At 44.2% G+C, this 20,483-nt stretch carries 19 protein-coding genes and 2 tRNA genes; 10 read left to right on the top strand and 11 right to left on the bottom strand.

Going from position 1 to position 20,483, the window contains the following annotated elements; genetic code table 11:
• Positions 1-8: 8 nt before the first annotated feature.
• From Q0852_RS23955 to Q0852_RS07425, 3 genes are all read right to left on the bottom strand, one after another.
• Complete coding sequence (locus Q0852_RS23955; RefSeq protein WP_367278116.1) at positions 9-104, bottom strand: IS1-like element transposase; 96 nt, start codon at positions 102-104, stop codon at positions 9-11.
• A gap of 314 nt (positions 105-418) precedes the next feature.
• Complete coding sequence (locus tag Q0852_RS07430) at positions 419-844, bottom strand: flagellar biosynthesis protein FlgP (RefSeq protein WP_299016062.1); 426 nt, start codon at positions 842-844, stop codon at positions 419-421.
• Between the two features lie 8 nt (positions 845-852).
• Positions 853-1,488: a FlgO family outer membrane protein gene (locus Q0852_RS07425; protein ID WP_299016060.1), complete on the bottom strand. Its 636-nt coding sequence runs from the start codon at positions 1,486-1,488 to the stop codon at positions 853-855.
• A 202-nt stretch (positions 1,489-1,690) separates the two neighbouring features.
• Between Q0852_RS07425 and Q0852_RS07420 the strand changes: the two genes are divergently transcribed.
• Together Q0852_RS07420 and Q0852_RS07415 are read left to right on the top strand one after the other, a co-directional pair.
• The gene (locus Q0852_RS07420; RefSeq protein ID WP_299016057.1) at positions 1,691-2,827 is read left to right on the top strand and encodes a flagella assembly protein FlgT; all 1,137 of its coding nucleotides are present in this window, start codon (positions 1,691-1,693) and stop codon (positions 2,825-2,827) included.
• Between the two features lie 61 nt (positions 2,828-2,888).
• A tRNA-Arg gene (locus Q0852_RS07415) sits at positions 2,889-2,965 on the top strand.
• A 248-nt stretch (positions 2,966-3,213) separates the two neighbouring features.
• Here Q0852_RS07415 and Q0852_RS07410 read toward each other — a convergent pair.
• A tRNA-Ala gene (locus Q0852_RS07410) sits at positions 3,214-3,289 on the bottom strand.
• 261 nt (positions 3,290-3,550) lie between these two features.
• On the opposite strand from Q0852_RS07410, the gene Q0852_RS07405 reads away from it, so the two are divergent.
• A complete protein-coding gene (locus tag Q0852_RS07405; protein WP_299016056.1) occupies positions 3,551-3,727 on the top strand; it encodes a hypothetical protein in 177 nt (58 codons plus the stop codon).
• 55 nt (positions 3,728-3,782) lie between these two features.
• On the opposite strand, the gene gltX is transcribed toward Q0852_RS07405, so the two are convergent.
• Complete coding sequence (gene gltX / locus Q0852_RS07400; RefSeq protein WP_299016054.1) at positions 3,783-5,207, bottom strand: glutamate--tRNA ligase; 1,425 nt, start codon at positions 5,205-5,207, stop codon at positions 3,783-3,785.
• A 421-nt stretch (positions 5,208-5,628) separates the two neighbouring features.
• Between gltX and Q0852_RS07395 the strand changes: the two genes are divergently transcribed.
• Entirely contained in the window at positions 5,629-6,294 is a 666-nt protein-coding gene (locus tag Q0852_RS07395; protein WP_299016052.1) for a DUF2057 domain-containing protein, read from the top strand.
• Positions 6,295-6,512: 218 nt separating this feature from the next.
• On the opposite strand, the gene Q0852_RS07390 is transcribed toward Q0852_RS07395, so the two are convergent.
• From Q0852_RS07390 to zipA, 3 genes are all read right to left on the bottom strand, one after another.
• Positions 6,513-7,622 (bottom strand): porin, encoded by a 1,110-nt coding sequence (locus Q0852_RS07390; RefSeq protein ID WP_299016050.1) that lies wholly within the window; start codon positions 7,620-7,622, stop codon positions 6,513-6,515.
• Positions 7,623-8,196: 574 nt separating this feature from the next.
• On the bottom strand, positions 8,197-10,212 hold the full coding sequence (gene ligA / locus Q0852_RS07385) for an NAD-dependent DNA ligase LigA (RefSeq protein WP_299016048.1): 2,016 nt from the start codon (positions 10,210-10,212) through the stop codon (positions 8,197-8,199).
• A gap of 66 nt (positions 10,213-10,278) precedes the next feature.
• Positions 10,279-11,313 (bottom strand): cell division protein ZipA, encoded by a 1,035-nt coding sequence (gene zipA, locus Q0852_RS07380; RefSeq protein ID WP_299016045.1) that lies wholly within the window; start codon positions 11,311-11,313, stop codon positions 10,279-10,281.
• 410 nt (positions 11,314-11,723) lie between these two features.
• Between zipA and cysZ the strand changes: the two genes are divergently transcribed.
• From cysZ to crr, 5 genes are all read left to right on the top strand, one after another.
• Complete coding sequence (gene cysZ / locus Q0852_RS07375; protein WP_299016042.1) at positions 11,724-12,485, top strand: sulfate transporter CysZ; 762 nt, start codon at positions 11,724-11,726, stop codon at positions 12,483-12,485.
• Between the two features lie 218 nt (positions 12,486-12,703).
• Positions 12,704-13,672, top strand: a complete 969-nt coding sequence (gene cysK / locus Q0852_RS07370) for a cysteine synthase A (protein ID WP_299016039.1) — start codon at positions 12,704-12,706, stop codon at positions 13,670-13,672.
• A 315-nt stretch (positions 13,673-13,987) separates the two neighbouring features.
• Positions 13,988-14,245, top strand: a complete 258-nt coding sequence (locus Q0852_RS07365; RefSeq protein WP_299016036.1) for an HPr family phosphocarrier protein — start codon at positions 13,988-13,990, stop codon at positions 14,243-14,245.
• Between the two features lie 52 nt (positions 14,246-14,297).
• A complete protein-coding gene (ptsI, locus tag Q0852_RS07360; protein WP_299016033.1) occupies positions 14,298-16,025 on the top strand; it encodes a phosphoenolpyruvate-protein phosphotransferase PtsI in 1,728 nt (575 codons plus the stop codon).
• Between the two features lie 38 nt (positions 16,026-16,063).
• Entirely contained in the window at positions 16,064-16,573 is a 510-nt protein-coding gene (gene crr / locus Q0852_RS07355) for a PTS glucose transporter subunit IIA (protein WP_299016030.1), read from the top strand.
• A 148-nt stretch (positions 16,574-16,721) separates the two neighbouring features.
• On the opposite strand, the gene Q0852_RS07350 is transcribed toward crr, so the two are convergent.
• On the bottom strand, positions 16,722-17,618 hold the full coding sequence (locus tag Q0852_RS07350) for a Dyp-type peroxidase (protein ID WP_299016027.1): 897 nt from the start codon (positions 17,616-17,618) through the stop codon (positions 16,722-16,724).
• Positions 17,619-17,818: 200 nt separating this feature from the next.
• On the opposite strand from Q0852_RS07350, the gene Q0852_RS07345 reads away from it, so the two are divergent.
• Positions 17,819-19,420: a GGDEF domain-containing protein gene (locus Q0852_RS07345; protein WP_299016025.1), complete on the top strand. Its 1,602-nt coding sequence runs from the start codon at positions 17,819-17,821 to the stop codon at positions 19,418-19,420.
• 3 nt (positions 19,421-19,423) lie between these two features.
• Here the strand turns inward: Q0852_RS07345 and Q0852_RS07340 are convergent, their stop codons facing one another.
• Positions 19,424-19,828 carry a hypothetical protein gene (locus tag Q0852_RS07340; RefSeq protein ID WP_299016367.1) on the bottom strand — a complete coding sequence of 135 codons (405 nt, stop codon included), beginning with the start codon at positions 19,826-19,828 and terminating at the stop codon, positions 19,424-19,426.
• Positions 19,829-19,833: 5 nt separating this feature from the next.
• Complete coding sequence (locus Q0852_RS07335; protein ID WP_299016023.1) at positions 19,834-20,346, bottom strand: DUF2919 domain-containing protein; 513 nt, start codon at positions 20,344-20,346, stop codon at positions 19,834-19,836.
• Positions 20,347-20,483: the final 137 nt, after the last annotated feature.

Genomic DNA, 20,483 nt, shown 5'->3' with positions numbered 1-20,483 from the left:
GATGGTCGTCACTTGTCTTGACAAGAGTTTTTTAAAGTGTTCAATACCGTGTTGTAAGCAACGTTCAGTACCCTTCCAGTTTCTCTGACGCCAGAGCTATTCATTGCCATATCAACGATTTTTCTTTGACACCAGGCCGACAGGCTTCGTAGGCGTATTCCAATTGAAAGGTTCGCTTACAATCAAGACATCTGAACCGTTGAAATCCGCCAGAACCAGTACCGTATTTACGCACGAGTTAAGTTTGGTGGCAGAAACGACATTTTACTTGGATGGTTGCCATAGGTGAGGTACTTACAAGGAAAAGTGGATAGACTAACACATATCAACCTATTTGAGTCATGACCCTTTTTTCACAACATACAACATGAGAGGCGAAGCGAATATATATACTACACCGCTTCGCCATTTATCAGTTTTAGAACAAAGTCTCTTGGTTAGTAGGAACATGGTAAACCTCACCATGTTGCTTCATACGATCCATCTTTCGAAGATCCAGTTGCATCTCCGTGACATAACTATCGCCGACCGGATAGCTACGAAGTACCTCAGCACCGCGAATAATACCATCGACCGCACCATCAGTATTCTCAATCCCCAACTGCTGATCTTCCATTCCAGCCCGGGCACTGATCCGCATACCGTACACTTGTTCGGTCAGCTCGCGATAAGCATCAATCTTGGATGCTCTCATCGCCCTTACTCGTTTTTCCTCTATGGTTCGGCCACGCTGCTCGCTGATGGACGCATAGCCCACTGCGGTGATCAGATCTTCATTGCGAATCTGGGTCAGAGGCTGACAACCAGCCAACAAGAAAATCACCAGCATAAACCAATAACGCATAACAACTCCTAAGGTTTTAACACTACGGTATTGCGCTCAAGGGTATTCGCTTTACTGCGAATAATCACGCCATCCTGTACCCGCATTTTATTCAATGTATCGAGGTCACGTCCAATCCGGTCGGCTGGCAAAAAGCCCTGTGCCGTAGCAATCACCACTCGTGAACGCATACCAATAATACGGGCATTAAGCAGAACCCCGCCACCTTGTCTTAACATTGTACCTGTCAGCACGTAATCAACAGGTTGTTCCGATGCCAGCTCACGCCAGTTTCTACTGATCGTAAAGTCACCATCAGCAGTCACTTTAATCGCACCTGTTGCTTTATAATCAACAACGGTATAACCCCGCTGCTGCATCTGGAAAATAAAGCCTTCAGTTACAGTATTGCCCAGCCAGTTGGTTTCACTCATGTCCTGCAGATCAACAAATGAAGTGACAGCCAGCGGCGTTTTTGCACTTAGGTACTGGTTCGATGTCACCAACTGCTCAGTAAGCCCTTCGATAAAGAAGTCCATCGTATGACGAGGCGTTTCCGTTAACAAAAAAGAACTCCCTGAGTAGGGTTCTTTTCCGTTATATATCGGAGAGTATGAGCAAGATACAGTCATCGCTGTCAGTATCAGGACTATCCATTTTTTCATTCTTGCCTGCTCCGGATGAAAAGAGAGTTGTAGACTGTTATCGTTCATAGACAGAAAAACTTTACCGATTAATTCCTTATCTATACAAAAATGCTATAAGGAACACTCTTTGCATGACACTAATATACTTGATAGAAGAAACGGCAAGTTTTATCTTCAGCTAAACAATTGGCAAGCAATTTTCATACCTAAGTTGAATACCATGAATAAAAAACTAAAAAAGCTCTTTAGTAGCCTATGCTTAATCGCTTCATTCCAGGCCAATGCCGCCAAGATGGAAGTAACAGGCACGGCCATGATACTTGAAAGTGAAAGTACAGCCAGAATCAATGCGCTAGAAGATGCAGTTTACCAGGCTATGGGATACGTCGGAGCCGATATAGCCAGTTTTTCCCACCTTCGCCCCTACCTCGCAACCGAGCAGCAGGAATATCAATTCAGCGGCAATGAAGTACGCCACGTCATGGTCTTGGACACCAAAAAGAAAGGCGGCAAATATTACCTAACGGCACGTATCGATCTTTACCCATCGGCAAAGAGTTGCCACAAAATCCAATATAAAAAAAGTGTATTACTGGGTAACTTCAACATCACATCCCCTCAGCATGCGTCAATGGGTGGAGTTTATAAACTGGGCAATGACTTTACCCATATGCTTAAGCGCCAAATTGAACGAAAATCCCAAAGCTTTATCGTCTCAGGCGTAACACGGGTACCGATCAATGCCGGTCAGCCAAGTACACTGATGATGCTGGCAGAAGACAATGACGCCCAATATATCATTAACGGTCAAATAACTGACTTAACATCAACGCTAGATCAAAAGGTAATCCGGGATGATAAGATCAACCGTCAATTTGCCGCCACGCTAGAAATTATCGACGGAAAAACCGGCGAGACTCTGATGCAGAACAATTACCGAGAGGTCGCTCAATGGCCTTTTTCCAAAGTCAGCCAAGTTGATACCCATAGCGCCCGTTTCTGGCAATCCAGTTATGGTCAGGCAGTACAAAGAGTCAGCCGCAATATGATGCTGGATCTGGAAACAGCCCTATCCTGCCGAACCAGCCTGCCGGAGGTTGTGAACGTCTTTGGCAATACCGTTCATATCAACATTGGCCGCATTCACGGTATCCAACGCGGCGATCAACTAAAACTATGGCATAGCGCCGGGTTTATCGATCAACAGGGTATCCCGCGCAATCATATGGTTCAAACCGATATCACCCTAACCGCTGAACGGATTTACGAAAAATCAGCAGAGCTTTCTGTTGAGCAGACAGATTTAGCCAGCAGCATCCAACCTGGTGATTTACTGACCAAGCAGTTACCTCGATGATACTAATTGCTTAAAAAAAGAAAGATTTTAGGTATAATGGCAATTCAAGCGCAAACTTGAAGCTCCCTTAGCTCAGCTGGATAGAGCGTCCCCCTCCTAAGGGGAAGGCCACAGGTTCGACTCCTGTAGGGAGCGCCATTTCTCTATGGCATGCTTTTTATCTAATCTGCACACCACCCTAAACAGTTATCCAAATTCCCTTACTTAGCAATTTTGAATAACCCTAACAATTCAATACCTCATACCAAACTGAATAATAATTGCCCTTCATTATCACCTCTGAATACCAACTCAGTCCTTCCGATCATAAGCACCAATAACAAAAAACCCCGCCGAAGCGAGGTTCCTGTAATGTCTTTCTCAAATAAGAGAAAAACATAAAAAATTGGTGGAGCTAAGCGGGATCGAACCGCTGACCTCTTGCATGCCATGCAAGCGCTCTCCCAGCTGAGCTATAGCCCCAAAGGGTGAGAAAATAATAAAAACACTCTTAAATCATGTCAATAGCGATATATCCCAACACTAACACAAGCTCATATTTTTGCTATCTCGTTCACATTTCACTCTCCATTGCTATTCAGCAGCCCTATCATGCCTCATTTATGGTAGGCAAACCAATGCTTAATAAGATTTGAAAAAAATGATCGTGATCTACGCTTTAACTGTGTCTACTGATAATAAATTCACTACACAGTGTAAAGTAAGTATGGAGAAGTAAGGCGTATGAAAAAACTAGCTGCCCTAGGGGCTATCATCATGTTAGCTGCTAGCTTTAATACCTCAGCATTCCTTCTTGCTGGTGAGCATGTTGAGATACCGAAGAGAGCAATTCAAGAATGTGCCACAGCCGAAAGTTTTTTTGACTGTGTTAAGAAATACCAAGAGAGAACTAAAAAATGAAAAAAAAGCGGAAGAGGCTAATCACCTCTTCCGCTTTAACTTCCATCACAACTAATTAAGCGTTGGCTTCACGCTCAGCAATGAAAGCCAATGCCATATTGATTCGCTCAACCACACGATCTTTTCCAACAAGCTGCATTACAGCATCAACAGATGGCGACTGGCCTTGACCTGTAACAGCAACGCGGAGTGGCATACCAACTTTACCCATACCAAGCTCAAGCTCTTCACAAGTTTCTTTAATAACATTGTGCAGATTTTCAGTTGTCCACTCTGTAAGCGCTTCAACTTTAGCAAGTGCCAGTGCCAGTGCTTCTTTTGCAACTGGACGAAGGTGTTTCTTGGCCGCCCCAGCTTCAAATTCGCTAAAATCCTGATAGAAGTAGCGAGATTGCTCAGCCAGTTCAATCAAAGTATGACAACGCTCACCCACGAGCTTGATCACATCAGTGATCGCTGGGCCGTTAGCAATATCAATTTCTTTCTGATCCAAATGCCATTGCAGGTACTTAGCCACATACTCAGGCTCTGCAGTCTTGATGTAGTGGTTGTTCAACCACAATAGCTTATCTGTGTTGAAGGCAGATGCTGACTTACTGATAGAATCCAGGCTAAACAGCTTAATCATCTCTTCTAGTGAGAAGATTTCCTGATCACCATGCGACCAACCAAGACGAACAAGGTAGTTCAATAGCGCCTGAGGCAGATAACCTTCATCACGATACTGCATTACGCTTACGGCACCATGACGCTTAGACAGTTTCGCACCATCATCACCGAGGATCATCGCACAGTGCGCAAATTCAGGTACCGGCGCACCCAATGCCTTGTAGATATTAATCTGACGAGGTGTATTGTTAATATGGTCTTCACCACGAACAACCTGGGTAATCCCCATATCCCAGTCATCAACAACCACACAGAAGTTGTAAGTCGGGCTACCGTCAGCACGACGAATGATCAGATCATCAAGTTCGCTGTTCGCAATTTCGATACGGCCACGAACATGATCTTCAAATACCACAGTACCTTCTTTCGGGTTACGGAAACGAATAACAAATGGCGTTTCTTCCGTAGCTGCACCATTTGCCTCCATCACCTTTGGATGGTTCGCATCGTAACGAGGCTTCAGACCAGCAGCCATCTGCTCTTCACGAAGCTCCTCAAGTAACTCTTTCGGACAGTAGCATTTATAAGCCTTGTCTTCAGTCAGTAACTGGTCAATTAGCTGATTGTAACGATCAAAGCGCTTAGTCTGGTAGTAAGGACCTTCATCCCAGTTCAAACCAAGCCATTCCATACCTTCAAGGATGGCATCAATCGCTTCTTGTGTAGAGCGCTCCAAGTCAGTGTCTTCAATACGAAGAACAAATTCACCGCCCATGTGCTTAGCAAACAACCAAGAATAAAGTGCAGTACGAGCACCACCAACATGAAGAAAGCCTGTAGGGCTTGGAGCAAAACGAGTTTTAACCGTCATGAAAGAACCTTAAATAAGAATGATGACACATACGGCGATGCGACCGCACCACCTTCATCGATAAGGATGCATTTTACCACCAGTCTTGTAATCCTCAATACAGTTGTGCCCTATCAGATTTTTCCTAATCCCCCCTAAACGCTCATAACACAACCATGTCGGGACGCAAAACACAGTCACCAGTGATGATTGCGACACAAAATGACATTCTACAAAAGAATAATCCATTATCTGTAAATTCATGATTAAAGCCCAGGCGAATAACCTCAATACATGAAAAAACACATCTTGTGACTCCTCTCTTATTTCATGACAAATTAATAAAAAGCAGCATGAAACAGTATTTCTATAAGTTATTATAAGTGATGAAATATTAATTATTTTTTGCTTTTACCTGCAATAAAAAAGAGGCTCTACTTCAATGAAAAAACGCATTATCACCTGTAGCCTACTTAGCCTGCTATCACTACCTGTTGCCGCAGACGTAAAGTTAGAACTACCTAAGGAAGTATCGATCTTATCAATTAATGGCGAAGATGGGAGAAGTGGCTTATTATCATTCGTCAGTTCACACCCTGATCAAATAACACTCCCTAACGGGCAAAACCAAATCGTCTATGAAATCCAAAAAATTTATAACAAAGGTTCAAGCCAGGGGAAAAAATATCGGTCAGCTCCACAAGTACTAAGCTTTAATAGTGTCGATGAAAAATTGACGATGACAATCCCACCATTAGCTTCTTACGAATCAGCACAAAAATTTGATAAATCAATATCCATAAGCTTAAAAAACACGTCCGGAGCTTCTATTGATTACACCAACGAGAAGCTTCCTCTTGATGGCTTTTCATTATCCAGAAATTATGCAAACTTATTAGCCAGTTACAATCAATCTAAAAACATAAATACGGCTAACATTAACGCCAACAATATAAACCCGCCCACTCAAAAAAACATAACCTCTTCAAATTATCATGAACAGCAAACATCATCTTCTAAACTGATAACTTTAAAAAACGTTTATAATCAAATGAGTGAAGAAGAAAAACAAGAATTCCTTAGCTGGGCAATCAAAAACATCAACTGAAAACTTTATCCTGCTATAGCCAGGTTATCTCCGTGACCTGGCTCCCTCTATAAATTAACCTCCACTTTCAATTAAAACCCGCTTCAATATAAATCACACCAGCAAATAAACTAAAAATACCAATAGAGCCATTACTACTTTACTTTATGATTGATACAAATAAAAAAGGCTTCAGTTACCTGAAGCCTTTCAAGAACATTAATCTCTTTAATTAAAGATTAGAAGTACCACTCAGTACCAACACGGACCATTACATCACCTTCGCCATCGTTGCTGTGCTCAGCAATACGAAGGAATGTATAAACGCTATTGAAGCTATAGCCGAATTCACCAGTGATGGTTTCAAAGTCTAAAGTTGTATCTTCCTTAGTATCTGTTTCACCAGTTTGGTTGGCATAACCTAGGCGGAACAGGGCATCGCCCATGTAGTAGTTAGCCTGAAGCGAGAAAGCATCGATTTCACGCTTATCATAATCGAAACCGCCCTTGTTGGTTGCATCGTATTCGCCTACTTTATAAGCAGCTGCAAACATCAAACTGTCAATAGGACGAAGTTCAAAGCCCGCAAAGTATGCATCAGTATCACCGACAGAACCTTGCTTGCCAGCCTCATTTAGAGTGCCATCTTTATTAAAGGTCGCATCACTTCCTGATGCAAAAACAGTATCCTCACCTAACTCAAACGCTGCATGTAGGGTTAGCATATCAACAGGAGCGATCGAAACTTTACCACCTACGAATGATGAATCGCTTGATTTCTCACTACCTTTACCGTACGACAAGCTAAATGTCAGCATATCGGCAATTGATGCTGAATCATAACGAATTTGCTGACTCTTACGGTCAAACTGGAAACGCTCTCCGCTACGCCAACCACGGTCAAACGTTGTGCCCATGTTTGACGCACTGTATGGCCAGTCCACCAGCTCATACATAGGTGTCAGCATACGACCAAAGCGAACCTGCCCCCAGCTGTCCCCACGCATACCAACAAATGTATCACGGTTACCTAGGTCTGCACCTTCATCCAACACCCAACCAGATTCAACCTGAACAAACGCTTCAAGGCTATCGGTCATTGCTTGTGCCGCGCGGAAGCCTACACGAGTTTCGTTTTCAAGAACCCAGCCTTCATCTTTCTTGGAACCATCTTCAGAAGTAAAACCGTCATCTGTACCATAATCGACAGCAGAAATTGACACGACACCGTAAACTTCAACTTGTGCGTCATTTGACTCACCGATTGTATATGCATTTGCTGATGCAGAAACCATTGCAGCTGTTGCGATAGCTGCACCAAGAATAGAACGCTTAAACATTTTGTCCATGGAATAACTCCTAAAAATACTAGCTGTATACTGGTGTCTATTAGGTTGGCCGCCGAAGACACCAAGTAAATCTCCCAATATGTCAACTAAGTAATAAACCCAGTTAAATCATATTTTTCAGTTCATTCAGAACTGCTGTTTGACTTCAGTTACTAGACTACTTTCGCATCGAAAAACATCAATTAGAACTTAATTTATTATTTAAAAAATATGATGCAGTACAAATTTTTGCCGCTAAAGTGATCAATATCATACCTTTCAAACCCCACTTTCAAACCTGACAATAAGAACAACAAAAACAACCACTTAAGTAAGCGTAATGATTACCCTTGTGATGTTATTCTAAAAATAATAATGAAACCATCACTAGTTTCATTGTTATAAACATCACAATCAAACAAGATTTTCCGAACTATTTTGGAAAAGAAAAACAACTAAAAGGAATATTTTTACTGCGCGGCCAAATAAGAGATAAGAGATAAGAGATAAGAGATAAGAGATAAGAGATAAGAGATAATTGTGGCACATGATTTTTCCATGTACCACAAATATTAAAAGCTCAAGACTTTATTAATTAACGTTGCATAAAATCAACAAGCGCTTGTTCATCCCAAATTTCAATACCAAGTTCCTGCGCTTTCGTCAGTTTTGAGCCCGCAGCTTCGCCAGCAACCAGCAAGTCAGTTTTCTTCGACACACTCCCGGTCACCTTCGCGCCAAGCTCTTGCAGTGCTGCTTTTGCATCAGAGCGCGTTAACTGAGACAGTGAGCCCGTCAGAACGACGATTTTGCCATCTAATGGTAACTCGACACCGTCTTCTGGTTTTTCAATTGTAGGCCAGTGAATACCAACCTCAATCAAGTCGTTAATCACTTTAAGGTTATGGTCCTCACGGAAGAAATTATACAAGTGTTCGGCAACAATCGTACCGACATCCGGTACCTCGATCAGCTGTTCTTTGCTCGCTTTGGCTATCGCATCCAAAGTTTCAAAATGCAGGGCCAGGTTTGCCGCCGTAGCTTCACCCACTTCGCGGATCCCCAGAGAATAAAGGAAACGCGGCAAAGTCGTCAGCGTTGATTTAGTCAAAGAGTCCACCAGCTTCTGAGCTGATTTTGGTCCCATGCGCTCCAAAACGGTAAGCACACCAGCCGAAAGCTTGAACAAATCTGCCGGAGTCGAAACCATTTCACGGTCAACCAACTGTTCAATGACTTTTTCGCCACAGCCGTCAACATCAAGAGCTTTACGGGAGACAAAATGCTTCAGCGCCTCTTTGCGCTGCGCCTGACAAAATAAACCGCCAGAACAACGAGCTACCGCCTCGCCTTCAACACGCTCAACCTTCGATTCGCACACAGGACAAACCATAGGAAAGACAATAGGCTCAGCGCCTTCTGGGCGACGGGATTCAACCACAGAAACAATCTGAGGGATCACATCTCCGGCACGCCGAATAATAACCGTATCGCCAATCATCACGCCCAGTCTCTCGACTTCATCAGCATTATGCAGCGTGGCATTGCTCACTGTCACCCCGCCAACAAATACCGGCTCAAGTTTGGCTACAGGTGTAATAGCCCCAGTTCGGCCTACTTGGAATTCGACATTGTTCAATAGGGTCATTTCTTCCTGTGCCGGGAACTTATACGCAATTGCCCAACGAGGTGCTCTTGCAACAAAACCTAGCTGGTCCTGAGTATCAATGGCATCAACTTTAATCACAACGCCATCAATTTCATACGACAGCGCCTGGCGCTTTTCAGCAATATATTGATAGTAGGCAATCACATCTTCTAAGCTGTTCAGCTGGCGTATTTCCGGACACATCGGAATACCCCATTCTTTCAACTGTATCAGTCGCTCAAACTGACTTGCGGCCAACTCCATTCCCTCAACCACGCCAACTGAGTAAGCAAAAAAGCTAAGTGGACGTGTCGCTGTAATTTTGGAGTCAAGCTGGCGCAAACTACCTGCCGCTGCATTACGCGGATTGGCAAACGTCTTTTCGCCTTTTTTCTGTGCCCGTTCATTCAGTTCGTCAAAACCTTGTTTAGGCATGAACACTTCGCCTCGAACTTCCAGACGTTCCGGCCAACCTTCACCCTGAAGCTTTAACGGGATCGAGCGAATAGTACGAACATTGGTTGTAATATTTTCACCAGTAGTACCATCACCTCGGGTCGCAGCTTGAACCAAGATGCCGTTTTCATACATCAGGCTCACAGCCAAGCCATCCAACTTAGGCTCGCAGCAATAGTTCAGAGATACCGACGGGATCAAGCGATCCTGCATACGCTTCTCGAAAGCGCGAAGATCATCGTCACTAAACGCATTATCCAGTGACAGCATTGGTAGTTCATGGGTAACTTGGGTAAAACCATCTAGTGGTTTACCGCCCACACGCTGGCTCGGGGAATCAACGGTGACTAACTCAGGATGCTCGGCTTCTAACGCCAGCAACTGCTGCATCAGCCTGTCGTATTCAGCATCAGGTATTTCAGGGTTATCTTCAACGTAATAACGATGCCCATGGTAGGCAAGTTGTTCGCGCAACGCCTTGAGTTGCTGCTGAATGTCATGACTCATTGTTCTTCCTATCGAATAAAAAAGGCCCCGAAAAGGGGCCTGATTATAGCTAATTTTTAACCCGTGTTATGCCCGAGTGTAGAGTTTTGCTTTTTCTCGGTACTCATCAATACGGCGAGGAGTGATCATTGCTCGTTCATGATCAAGCACATCCGCACTAAGCTCATCAGCAACGCGCTGTACCGTTTGGAGCATCATATTGAAGTTATAATCCGCTCGGCCGTGACAAGGCAACATCAGGTAGAAAGCGATACCCGGAGTTTCAAAACTCTCATCCCCGCCTTCAGGGAAGTGAGCCGGGTGAACCATATTGGTGATAGAGAAAAGAGTCGGCCCGGTACCGGCACTATCAGCATGGCGGTGATAGACCGAATTCTCACCAAAATACATGTTATTCTTCTCTAAGCAATTAAATAGCTTCGCACCAGTCAGTATTTCGCCATTACGAGCATGAATATTTAGCACCAGATAATCAGGAGGTAATTGAGGCTCAGGCTCTAATGTCGGTTCTGGTTCTGCTTGAACTTCAGGCTCAGCTGGTTGCGGCATTTTCGGCTCAACCACTGTCACCTTTTCAGGATTTTTCAACATCGGCTGAGGCAATTCTGACTCTACACTCGCCTGCTTTGTTTCTGTCTGCTTCGGCTGGTGAATTTGTGATTGCAGAGCATGCATCGCAGGTGATACGGCTTGTTCAGAAATCGGTTCAGCACCTTGGGGCTCGACTGGCGGAACGGCTTTTTCCTGCTGAGCTGACATCTTAGGTAAATCCAAAGCCGGATCTGCATTAAGAGCGCTAGTCGCCGAATCCATTAGCGGATCCGCCTGAATCTTGTCACCAAAGTGCAGCTCCGGTTCTTTTCGAGCCGTTCGGATATTTTCCTGAGACGGCTCATCATTGCAGACCACTCTCACACTACCCACCCCGTCGTCACCAAAACCATCTGTATCGGCAGTTTTTGATGATTCATCTAACTTACCCAGCGGCTTTTCGCTGAATTTGGCGGGCTTTTCCTTTCGGCTGCTCCACAGGCCATGCAACAGTAACGCTGCAATCGCCAGCGCGCCAACAATAATAAGAACCAGACGCAATTCCTGCATATGAATACTCTGAATTTACTCGTTACCCATAACGGGACTAATGACACACGATAATTCATCGGGCAGCTCAAGGCTAAAATCCACTAAGCCCTGAACACCGTCGAATAACTCTATCGATTCCTTTAATTATCTCACTTGTAGTCAAGGAAGATAATTAAAGGAATCTCTATTAATGTACCAAATCTCAATTCATAAAGAGAAGATGATTATATCGATTCGTGCAAGATAGTGTGGCTGAGCACAAAATCGGATAAAAATCAGGCTAAGTATTACCCTTTTTTACTTTTAATCCACACAATTATGTCGATGATATTTGATTCGATGCACCGCACACCGTTAACATGCACCCACTATCCTTTTCTCATTATTCAACATTTGTGTATCGGAAAAGGCTCATAAAGGAGAATCAGATGCGTCAATCACCAGCCATCCAACACCCGGTCAGCGGTGCCCAGTATTTCTTCAAGGGCATGTCACTCGCACTAGAGCCTGGTACCCGCCGTTTTGTTCTTTTGCCCCTGCTGGTGAACATCCTCCTTTTCGGCACAGCTTTTACTCTGGTATTAAGCCAGCTTAGCGATTGGATCAACAGCTGGATAGCATACCTACCAGAGTGGCTCGATTGGCTCTCATACTTACTATGGCCTCTGATAGCCATCGCTACGCTGGTCACCTTTTCTTATTTCTTCAGCACCATCGCTAACTGGATTGCCGCCCCGTTTAACGGCCTGCTAGCTGAACATCTTGAAGCCAAGCTCACCGGTGAGCCAGCACCCAATGTCGGATTTTCAGCAATTCTCAAAGATCTCCCGCGGATCATGCATCGCGAATGGGTCAAGCTAAAATATTACCTTCCTAAAGCACTCGGCCTGCTGATCCTGCTCTGGATACCAGCCATTGGCCAGACTGTCGGGCCGGTATTATGGTTTCTGTTCAGTGCGTGGATGATGAGCATTCAATATGCTGACTATCCTTTTGACAACCATAAAGTACCATTTACGACCATGCGCGATGCCCTGAAAGTCAAACGCGGTAAGTCACTTAGCTTCGGTAGCCTGGTCATGCTCTTTACTATGACGCCAATACTTAACCTGTTCGTCATGCCTATCGCCGTTTGCGGCGCAACCGCTATGTGGGTTGATAACTACCGCGAAAAGTACAGATTACACTAGTACCCTCAAACAAGCTGAACCACATCTATTAGAAAAGCGGGTAGCAAAATGTTTCCCGCTTTTTGTTTCTCCTGCAAAAGTGCACCTCGTCTCTCTCTCATAAAACACCTCTTCCTATATAACAATAAGATATAACAATAAATTACTTTCCAAACAGGCATGACCGATTATGCTTTAAGTGTCATTTGTTGAGAACGCGTTACGAAGGAACGACAAGCATGAGCAAAATTTACGAAGATAACTCCCTCACTATTGGTAACACCCCGCTAGTTCGTCTTAACCGCGTCAGTAAAGGTAATGTACTGGCCAAAATAGAGGCGCGAAATCCAAGCTTTAGTGTTAAATGCCGTATCGGGGCCAATATGATTTGGGATGCCGAAAAGAAAGGCATCCTAAAAGAAGGTGTCGAACTGGTTGAACCAACCAGCGGTAACACAGGTATTGCCCTTGCTTTTGTTGCAGCAGCACGCGGCTACAAACTAACCCTGACAATGCCTGAAAGCATGAGCCTGGAGCGCAGGAAACTCTTGAAAGCACTCGGCGCTAACCTTGTTTTGACTGAAGCACCAAAAGGCATGAAAGGTGCCATTGAAAAAGCAGAAGAGATCGTTGCTTCGGATCCGTCAAAATTCCTCCTTCTCCAGCAATTCAATAACCCGGCCAACCCGGAAATTCACGAAAAAACGACTGGCCCGGAAGTATGGGATGCAACTGATGGTGAAATTGATGTCTTCGTATCCGGTGTCGGTACCGGTGGTACGTTAACGGGCGTAAGCCGTTATATTAAACAACAGAAAGGTAAAGCAATTACAACTGTAGCCGTAGAGCCATCTGAGTCTCCAGTTATTACCCAGACCCTCAATGGTGAAGAGGTTCAACCTGCTCCACATAAAATCCAGGGGATCGGCGCAGGATTTATTCCGGGTAACCTCGATTTAGATTTGATTGATGAAATAGAGCGTGTCAGCTCTGAAGACTCCATTGATATGGCACGACGCCTAATGGAAGAAGAAGGGATTCTTGCAGGTATTTCATCCGGTGCCGCGGTTATTGCCGCCAACCGTATTGCCGAACGTCCGGAATATGCCGACAAAAACATTGTTGTTGTACTACCAAGTTCGGGTGAGCGCTATCTATCAACTGCATTGTTTGCCGGACTGTTTACAGAAAAAGAAACCCAACAGTGATCACACTTTAAAAGATTGGGTTTCTTATAGTTGCTCAAAAGCCCCCCAATAGGGGGGTTTTTTGTTGCATTTTGAACTGAGCTTTAATATAAATCCGTTGAATTTTATTTTAAGCATCAAAATAAAGGGTCAATAATCCATCATTTTGATGCCTCAAAAACAAGAAATGTCACAAAAAATTGACTTGGATTAAGCAACATTGCCTAACTGTTGGGTAGTTTATACTCCAGATTAGCAAGCTAATGTTATCCGCGTTAAGCTTACTTTCAGTTAATTAAATATTAAATACTACTATATCTATAATCGGGGTGAAAAATGTATCAGAAGCAAGTTGAGATCACTGCAGAAAACGGTCTACACACTCGTCCAGCTGCTCAGTTCGTTAAAGAAGCAAAAGCTTTCGACGCGGACATCACTGTAACTTCAAACGGTAAGAGCGCTAGCGCTAAAAGCCTATTCAAACTACAAACTCTAGGTCTGGTAAAAGGTACGCTTGTGACTATCTCTGCTGAAGGTGCTCAGGCACAACAAGCAGTTGATCACCTAGTTGCCCTAATGGACGAACTGCACTAATCCGCAGTCGTTTATTACTTCCCCTAGTTTTAAGTTAATTTAAGGTAAGGCTATGATTTCAGGTATCCTGGCATCTCCTGGTATTGCTTTCGGTAAAGCACTACTACTGCAGGAAGAAGAGATTGTTCTAAACAAAACTTCTATCGCTGCAGACCAAATCGAGAACGAAATTCAGCGTTTCTTCGATGCTCGAAAAAAATCTTCTGAGCAACTAGAAGTAATCAAAGAAAAAGCACGAGCGACCTTCGGTGAAGAGAAGGAAGCCATCTTTGAAGGCCACATAATGTTGCTGGAAGATGAAGAGCTAGAAGAAGAAATCATAGCCTTCATTAAAGACAACAACGCATCTGCTGAACTTGCGATTCACTCAATCATTGAAGAGCAGGCAACAACGCTAGAATCTCTTGACGACGAATACCTAAAAGAACGTGCAACCGACATCCGTGATATCGGTAACCGTTTTGTTAAAAACGCATTAGGTATCAACATCGTTAACCTTAGCGCTATCAATGAAGAAGTAATTCTGGTTGCTAACGACCTGACGCCTTCTGAAACTGCGCAAATCAACCTAAACTACGTGCTTGGCTTCATCACAGATATCGGTGGTCGTACTTCACACACCTCTATCATGGCACGTTCTTTAGAACTACCTGCAATCGTAGGTACTAACGACATCACAGCTCAGGTTAAGAACGGCGACATGCTGATCCTTGACGCAATCAACAACAAGATTGTGATCAACCCATCTGACGATGAGCTAACCAAATTCAAAGCAATCCGTGACGCACACCTGGCTGAAAAAGAAGAACTTGCAAAACTGAAAGATCTTCCGGCTATCACGCTTGACGGCAAGCAGGTAGAAGTTTGCGGTAATATCGGTACAGTTAAAGACTGTGACGGTATTAACCGTAACGGTGGTGAAGGTGTAGGCCTTTACCGTACCGAATTCTTGTTCATGGATCGCGATGCCCTTCCTACTGAAGAAGAGCAATACCAAGCGTACAAAGACGTTGCTGAAGCTATGCACGGCGAGCCAGTGATCATCCGTACTATGGATATCGGTGGTGACAAAGATCTACCATACATGGATCTGCCAAAAGAAATGAACCCGTTCCTTGGCTGGCGTGCAGTGCGTATCAGCCTGGACCGTCGTGAGATTCTACGCGACCAGCTACGTGCAATCCTACGTGCATCTGCACACGGTAAACTTCGCATCATGTTCCCGATGATTATCTCTGTTGAAGAAATCCGCGAACTGAAAGCTGCTATCGAAGAATACAAAGCTGAACTTCGTGCCGAAGGCCATGCATTCGACGAGACAATCGAAATCGGCGTAATGGTAGAAACACCTGCTGCTGCTGCAATTGCACACCATCTGGCGAAAGAAGTTGCATTCTTTAGTATTGGTACTAACGACTTAACCCAGTATACTCTTGCTGTTGACCGTGGTAACGAGCTGATTTCTCACCTATATAACCCACTATCACCTGCTGTTCTAACAGTGATCAAGCAAGTAATCGATGCTTCTCACAAAGAAGGTAAGTGGACAGGTATGTGCGGAGAGCTTGCTGGTGACGAACGTGCAACCCTACTGCTACTAGGTATGGGCCTTGACGAATTCAGCATGAGCGGAATTTCAATTCCACGCATTAAGAAAGTTATCCGCAACGCGAATTTTGCTGACGTAAAAGCTATGGCTGAGCAGGCACTGGCTATGCCAACTGCTGCTGAGATTGAAGCACACGTAGAAAAATTCATCGCAGAAAAGACCATCTGCTAATAGCTGCAGATAGAATAACAACGCTTAGGAGCAACGATATGGGTCTGTTTGACAAATTGAAGAAGCTGGTTTCAGACGACAGCAACGAAGCTGGTGCAATTGAAATCATCGCACCACTATCTGGTGAAATCGTAAACATCGAAGATGTGCCAGATGTTGTATTCGCAGAGAAAATCGTTGGTGACGGTATCGCTATCAAACCTGCTGGCAACAAAATGGTTGCACCAGTAAACGGTACTATCGGCAAGATCTTCGAAACTAACCACGCTTTCTCCATTGAGTCTGAAGATGGTATCGAACTATTCGTTCACTTCGGTATCGACACTGTTGAACTGAAAGGTGAAGGCTTCACTCGCATCGCTGAGGAAGGCCAAACTGTTAAAGCTGGTGACGCTGTCATCGAGTTCGATCTAGCACTTCTGGAAGAGAAAGCAAAATCAACTCTGACTCCTGTTGTTATCTCTAACATGGATGAAATCAAAGAGCTGAACAAACTTTCTGGCGCAACAACAGTTGGTGAAACACCAATTCTACGCATCAAAAAGTAAAACGCTTAGCCTTAATAAAAACGCAGCCCAAGGGCTGCGTTTTTTTATGAACAGAATAAAAGGCAAAATACCCTCTATCTAAAAGCGAGACTCATATAGCAAGCTTTCCGAGGTGATATTTTTAATCGGACCCTGCTCTCTTACAGCCTTACAGCGCATTTAATACATTTAGTGATGGAGCAAAGAAATACGCCCCCGTTACCGCACGGGTAAAACGCAACATAGCATCCGTTTTACCGTCAGTTTCACCATACATGCTCTCTAGCATCGCATTAAAGTTATGCTGAGTGTGACAATAAGCAATAAACAACAAGCCATGTTCGCCCGTTACAGAGCCATACGGTAGGCTATGACGAACAATTTTCAGCCCTTTACCTTCTTCTTTAATGTCGACCCTGCCAACATGGGAATCAGCCGGTACATTTTCAAGTTCAATGGAGTCCGGCTTAGTCCGGCCAATCACTTTTTCCTGCGCTTCCACTGCCATCTTATTCCAAGCTGGCAGATTGTGAATGAAACGCTGAACCATCACAAAACTACCACCGACAAACTCACCATCAGAGATTAATGCGACATCACGACGAGACTCTTCCGTTTTCGGGTTTTCCGTCCCATCGACAAAATCAGTCATGTCTCGGGAATCTAGGTACTTGTAACCATAAGTTTCATCCAATACCTCAACCTCTTGAACAATCGGCTGCAAAAACTGACGTAATGTATAGAAATTAAGATCATGACGGCTAGAGTTAATATGCAAAAGGATATCGCCTCCCGTTGACGGTGCCGTGATATCCCCTTCGCCCAACGCGCTGAAATCATCAAAACCAGCAGGGCATCCCTTATCTAAGGATTCCCAGAAAGTCTTACCAAAAGCGATACTGGCACGTAATGCCGCCCCTGGTTGCTGTTCATTCAATTGTTCCAGCACATTATGGAGTTCCTGACATTGCTCAATCACAGCCGGCTTGTCACCAACAACTTTCATTACAACATACAGAGCAAACGGACCGCCTTCCGGCAAAATTGCTGGTTGTGCAATAGCCATACTTCTTTCTCCTAATTATTTTTAACTGACATTTTATACCCGATGACTTCATGATACTTGGGTATAAAGGCTTAATTATAACTATCAAGTAGCCAAATAATTGAGTGTTTCCTCTGCAATCAAAAATTAAATCTGCTCTTTACTTCATCACGTTCGTAACCGAAAATTGGCGCAAGCCCAAATACAAACCATTGCATATTGTGAAAAATTTTCTTTACCTGCTTCTTTCATTAAGCCTGCTCATCCTGGCTCCTTACTCTGCGGCAGTAGAAAATGTAACGCTACAACTTCGCTGGCTACATCAGGCCCAATTTGCAGGCTTCTATATGGCAAAAGAAAAAGGCTTTTATCGCGATGCAGGGCTAGAAGTCATGATCGTGGCTGGCAACACGAACAAAGTTCCAATCAAAGAAGTTCTCAAGGGCAATGCTGATTTTGGTGTCGGAAATACCGAAGTGCTTGTTGCGTACGGACATGGTTTTCCCGTCACCGCTCTGGGTGCTATTTTCCAGCAATCACCGTCGGTTTTAGTGACCAAGACTGACACTGATATCCAGACAATCCATGACTTAACTGGCAAGCGTGTAATGATGATCTCCGGTATTGAAGATGCCGAATTAATTGTTTTGCTCGACCGAAACCATATCGCCCTGACAGATCTGGAACAAGTCACCACCTCAACTGATATTAATGATCTGCTCAGCGGAAAAGTCGATGCATTCAACGGTTATCTGACCAACGAGCCTTATTACCTTAAAGAGCGTGCTAAGGAAGCCCTGATATTCAACCCTGCCGACTACGGCATCCGTTTCTATAGTGACGTTATCTTTACCCATCAGGAGCTGGCAGATACCAAACCAAACATTGTTGACGGTTTCCTCGCTGCCAGTATTAGAGGCTGGTACTACGCGCTAAACCATATTGACGAAACACTGAACGTTATCGAACAGCAGTACCATCCTCAAAAAAGCCGGACCCACCTCGAATTTGAATTGAAAACAGCCGCGCAGATGATTATGCCCGAGCTGGTTGAAATCGGACATATGAACACTGCCCGGTGGCAAACCATTGCCAATGAGCTTTCTGCGTTGAACATTATTCCGCAAACAACTATCGATGAAGGTTTTCTTTATCCGTTGCGAGGTACTATCGAGTGGCAGAAAGTAAAAGTATGGGTACTCATCGGTGGTGTATTGCTAGCATTGACATCTCTGGCCACGGCTTATTTTTCTTACGTCAACCGACAGTTGAAAAAAGAGATTTCACGGAGAAAGAAAGCCGAGCAAAAAGCTGAGGTAATGGCCAGGAAAGATACCCTGACAGGTATCGCCAACCGCTATGCCCTGATTGAAGAGCTCCACAAAACCATCAGTAATACCTTACCAAGCCACCCCGCTCCTGCCCTTCTGTTTATCGACCTCGATAACTTTAAGGCCGTTAATGATAGCTATGGCCACCATGCGGGAGATCTGGTCTTACAACGATTCTGTGCCCGAGTAGAAACACTTCTGGACAATAAACACTCTTTCTTTGCCCGCCTGGCAGGAGATGAGTTCGTTATTCTGCTCAATAAGAGTTCTGAAAAGGAGTCTAAAAGACTGGTGCAATACCTGTCTGCCCTTGCCAGCAAACCATTCCTTATTAACCACTACCAGATCCAAATCGGTGCCAGTGTCGGAATCACCTTCTATCGCCAAGGCGACAGGCCGGATTACTTTCTTTCACGGGCTGATAGCAAAATGTACAGAAATAAAAAACGCTCCCGTAAGGAGCGCTTAGAAAATATCAGCTGTGTTCATTAAGCACTAAACCGATGTCACCTCAACCTGAAGCTTAACCAGCTTATCTGCATCGCCATCTGTTGTTTCAAACGATGCAGGCGAATTCAAGCCGGTTGAAATCGTCGGTGAGATAATTGTCCGCCAGGCACCATCATCCAGCCTTTCCTGGACTTTAAAAGCGATCTTCACCTCTTCTGCCGATACTTCCAGTAACTCGGCACTACCCACCAATTCCCGGCGATGACTACTTTCATCAGCCGTTCCAAAGAAAACCGTCTCTTCGCCCGGCAACAAAGACAATGACGTATTCACCGTCTGGGTTGAGCCAGCGCTCGATAATTCAAAATTTACATCCAACAGCCAGTCAGCCATAGCCAGCGGGCTTAAAAAGGCACTGAAAAGGACTAAACCTTTACCCCATTCATTCATTTGCATTACCTCTCCAAAGGCTGGTCTGCAAATGTATTCCTGACTCTGGTGCTACGAATAAGGTAGACGCTTAACCACAAAGTCAATAACAAGGTTATAGACCGGGTCCAGCTAAAAGCACCATCAAGGAGAGACAGCTGATACACTTGCAGAGCACAATCTGTCATATAGGCCACGAGCAAAATTGTTTTCCCTCGCCGCCATAATGAATTAATTAATTTTTTGTTTTTGTGTCGTTGCCCGGTTAGCCACATTAAAAACAATGCAGGTAACCCCGTTACCATTGCGAAATACAAGTTATCCCGCACTGGATATAAAATCTCTAATATTTGCGCACCCTGCTCTCGGCTGGCGCCAGCCATAAAAAATATAATCCACGCTTTAGCACTAAAAACCAACGTTAACCAAAGCATTGCTGAAGGCTTTAATAAGCCATGCTTGTCATAAGCATCTATCGGATAAAGCAAACTGTTTCCCCGTACACCATTTCTATTTTTAAGCAATGGAGGTACTAACATCAGATTTCAACCGAAAGGGAAGTAGCACGTTATATTTATTTATGTTGCTACCATAATTCATATCGTCCTAATCACAACCAGGTAGTGGTAAATTCTGTGGCTGACCGCACTTTTCAATTGTTTGTCTTGTAGTTCAG

This window comes from uncultured Photobacterium sp. (assembly GCF_947502415.1).
Lineage (GTDB): Bacteria > Pseudomonadota > Gammaproteobacteria > Enterobacterales > Vibrionaceae > Photobacterium.
Note: the sequence above shows the minus strand (reverse complement) of the source record. Positions and strands in the feature narration are given on the sequence as shown.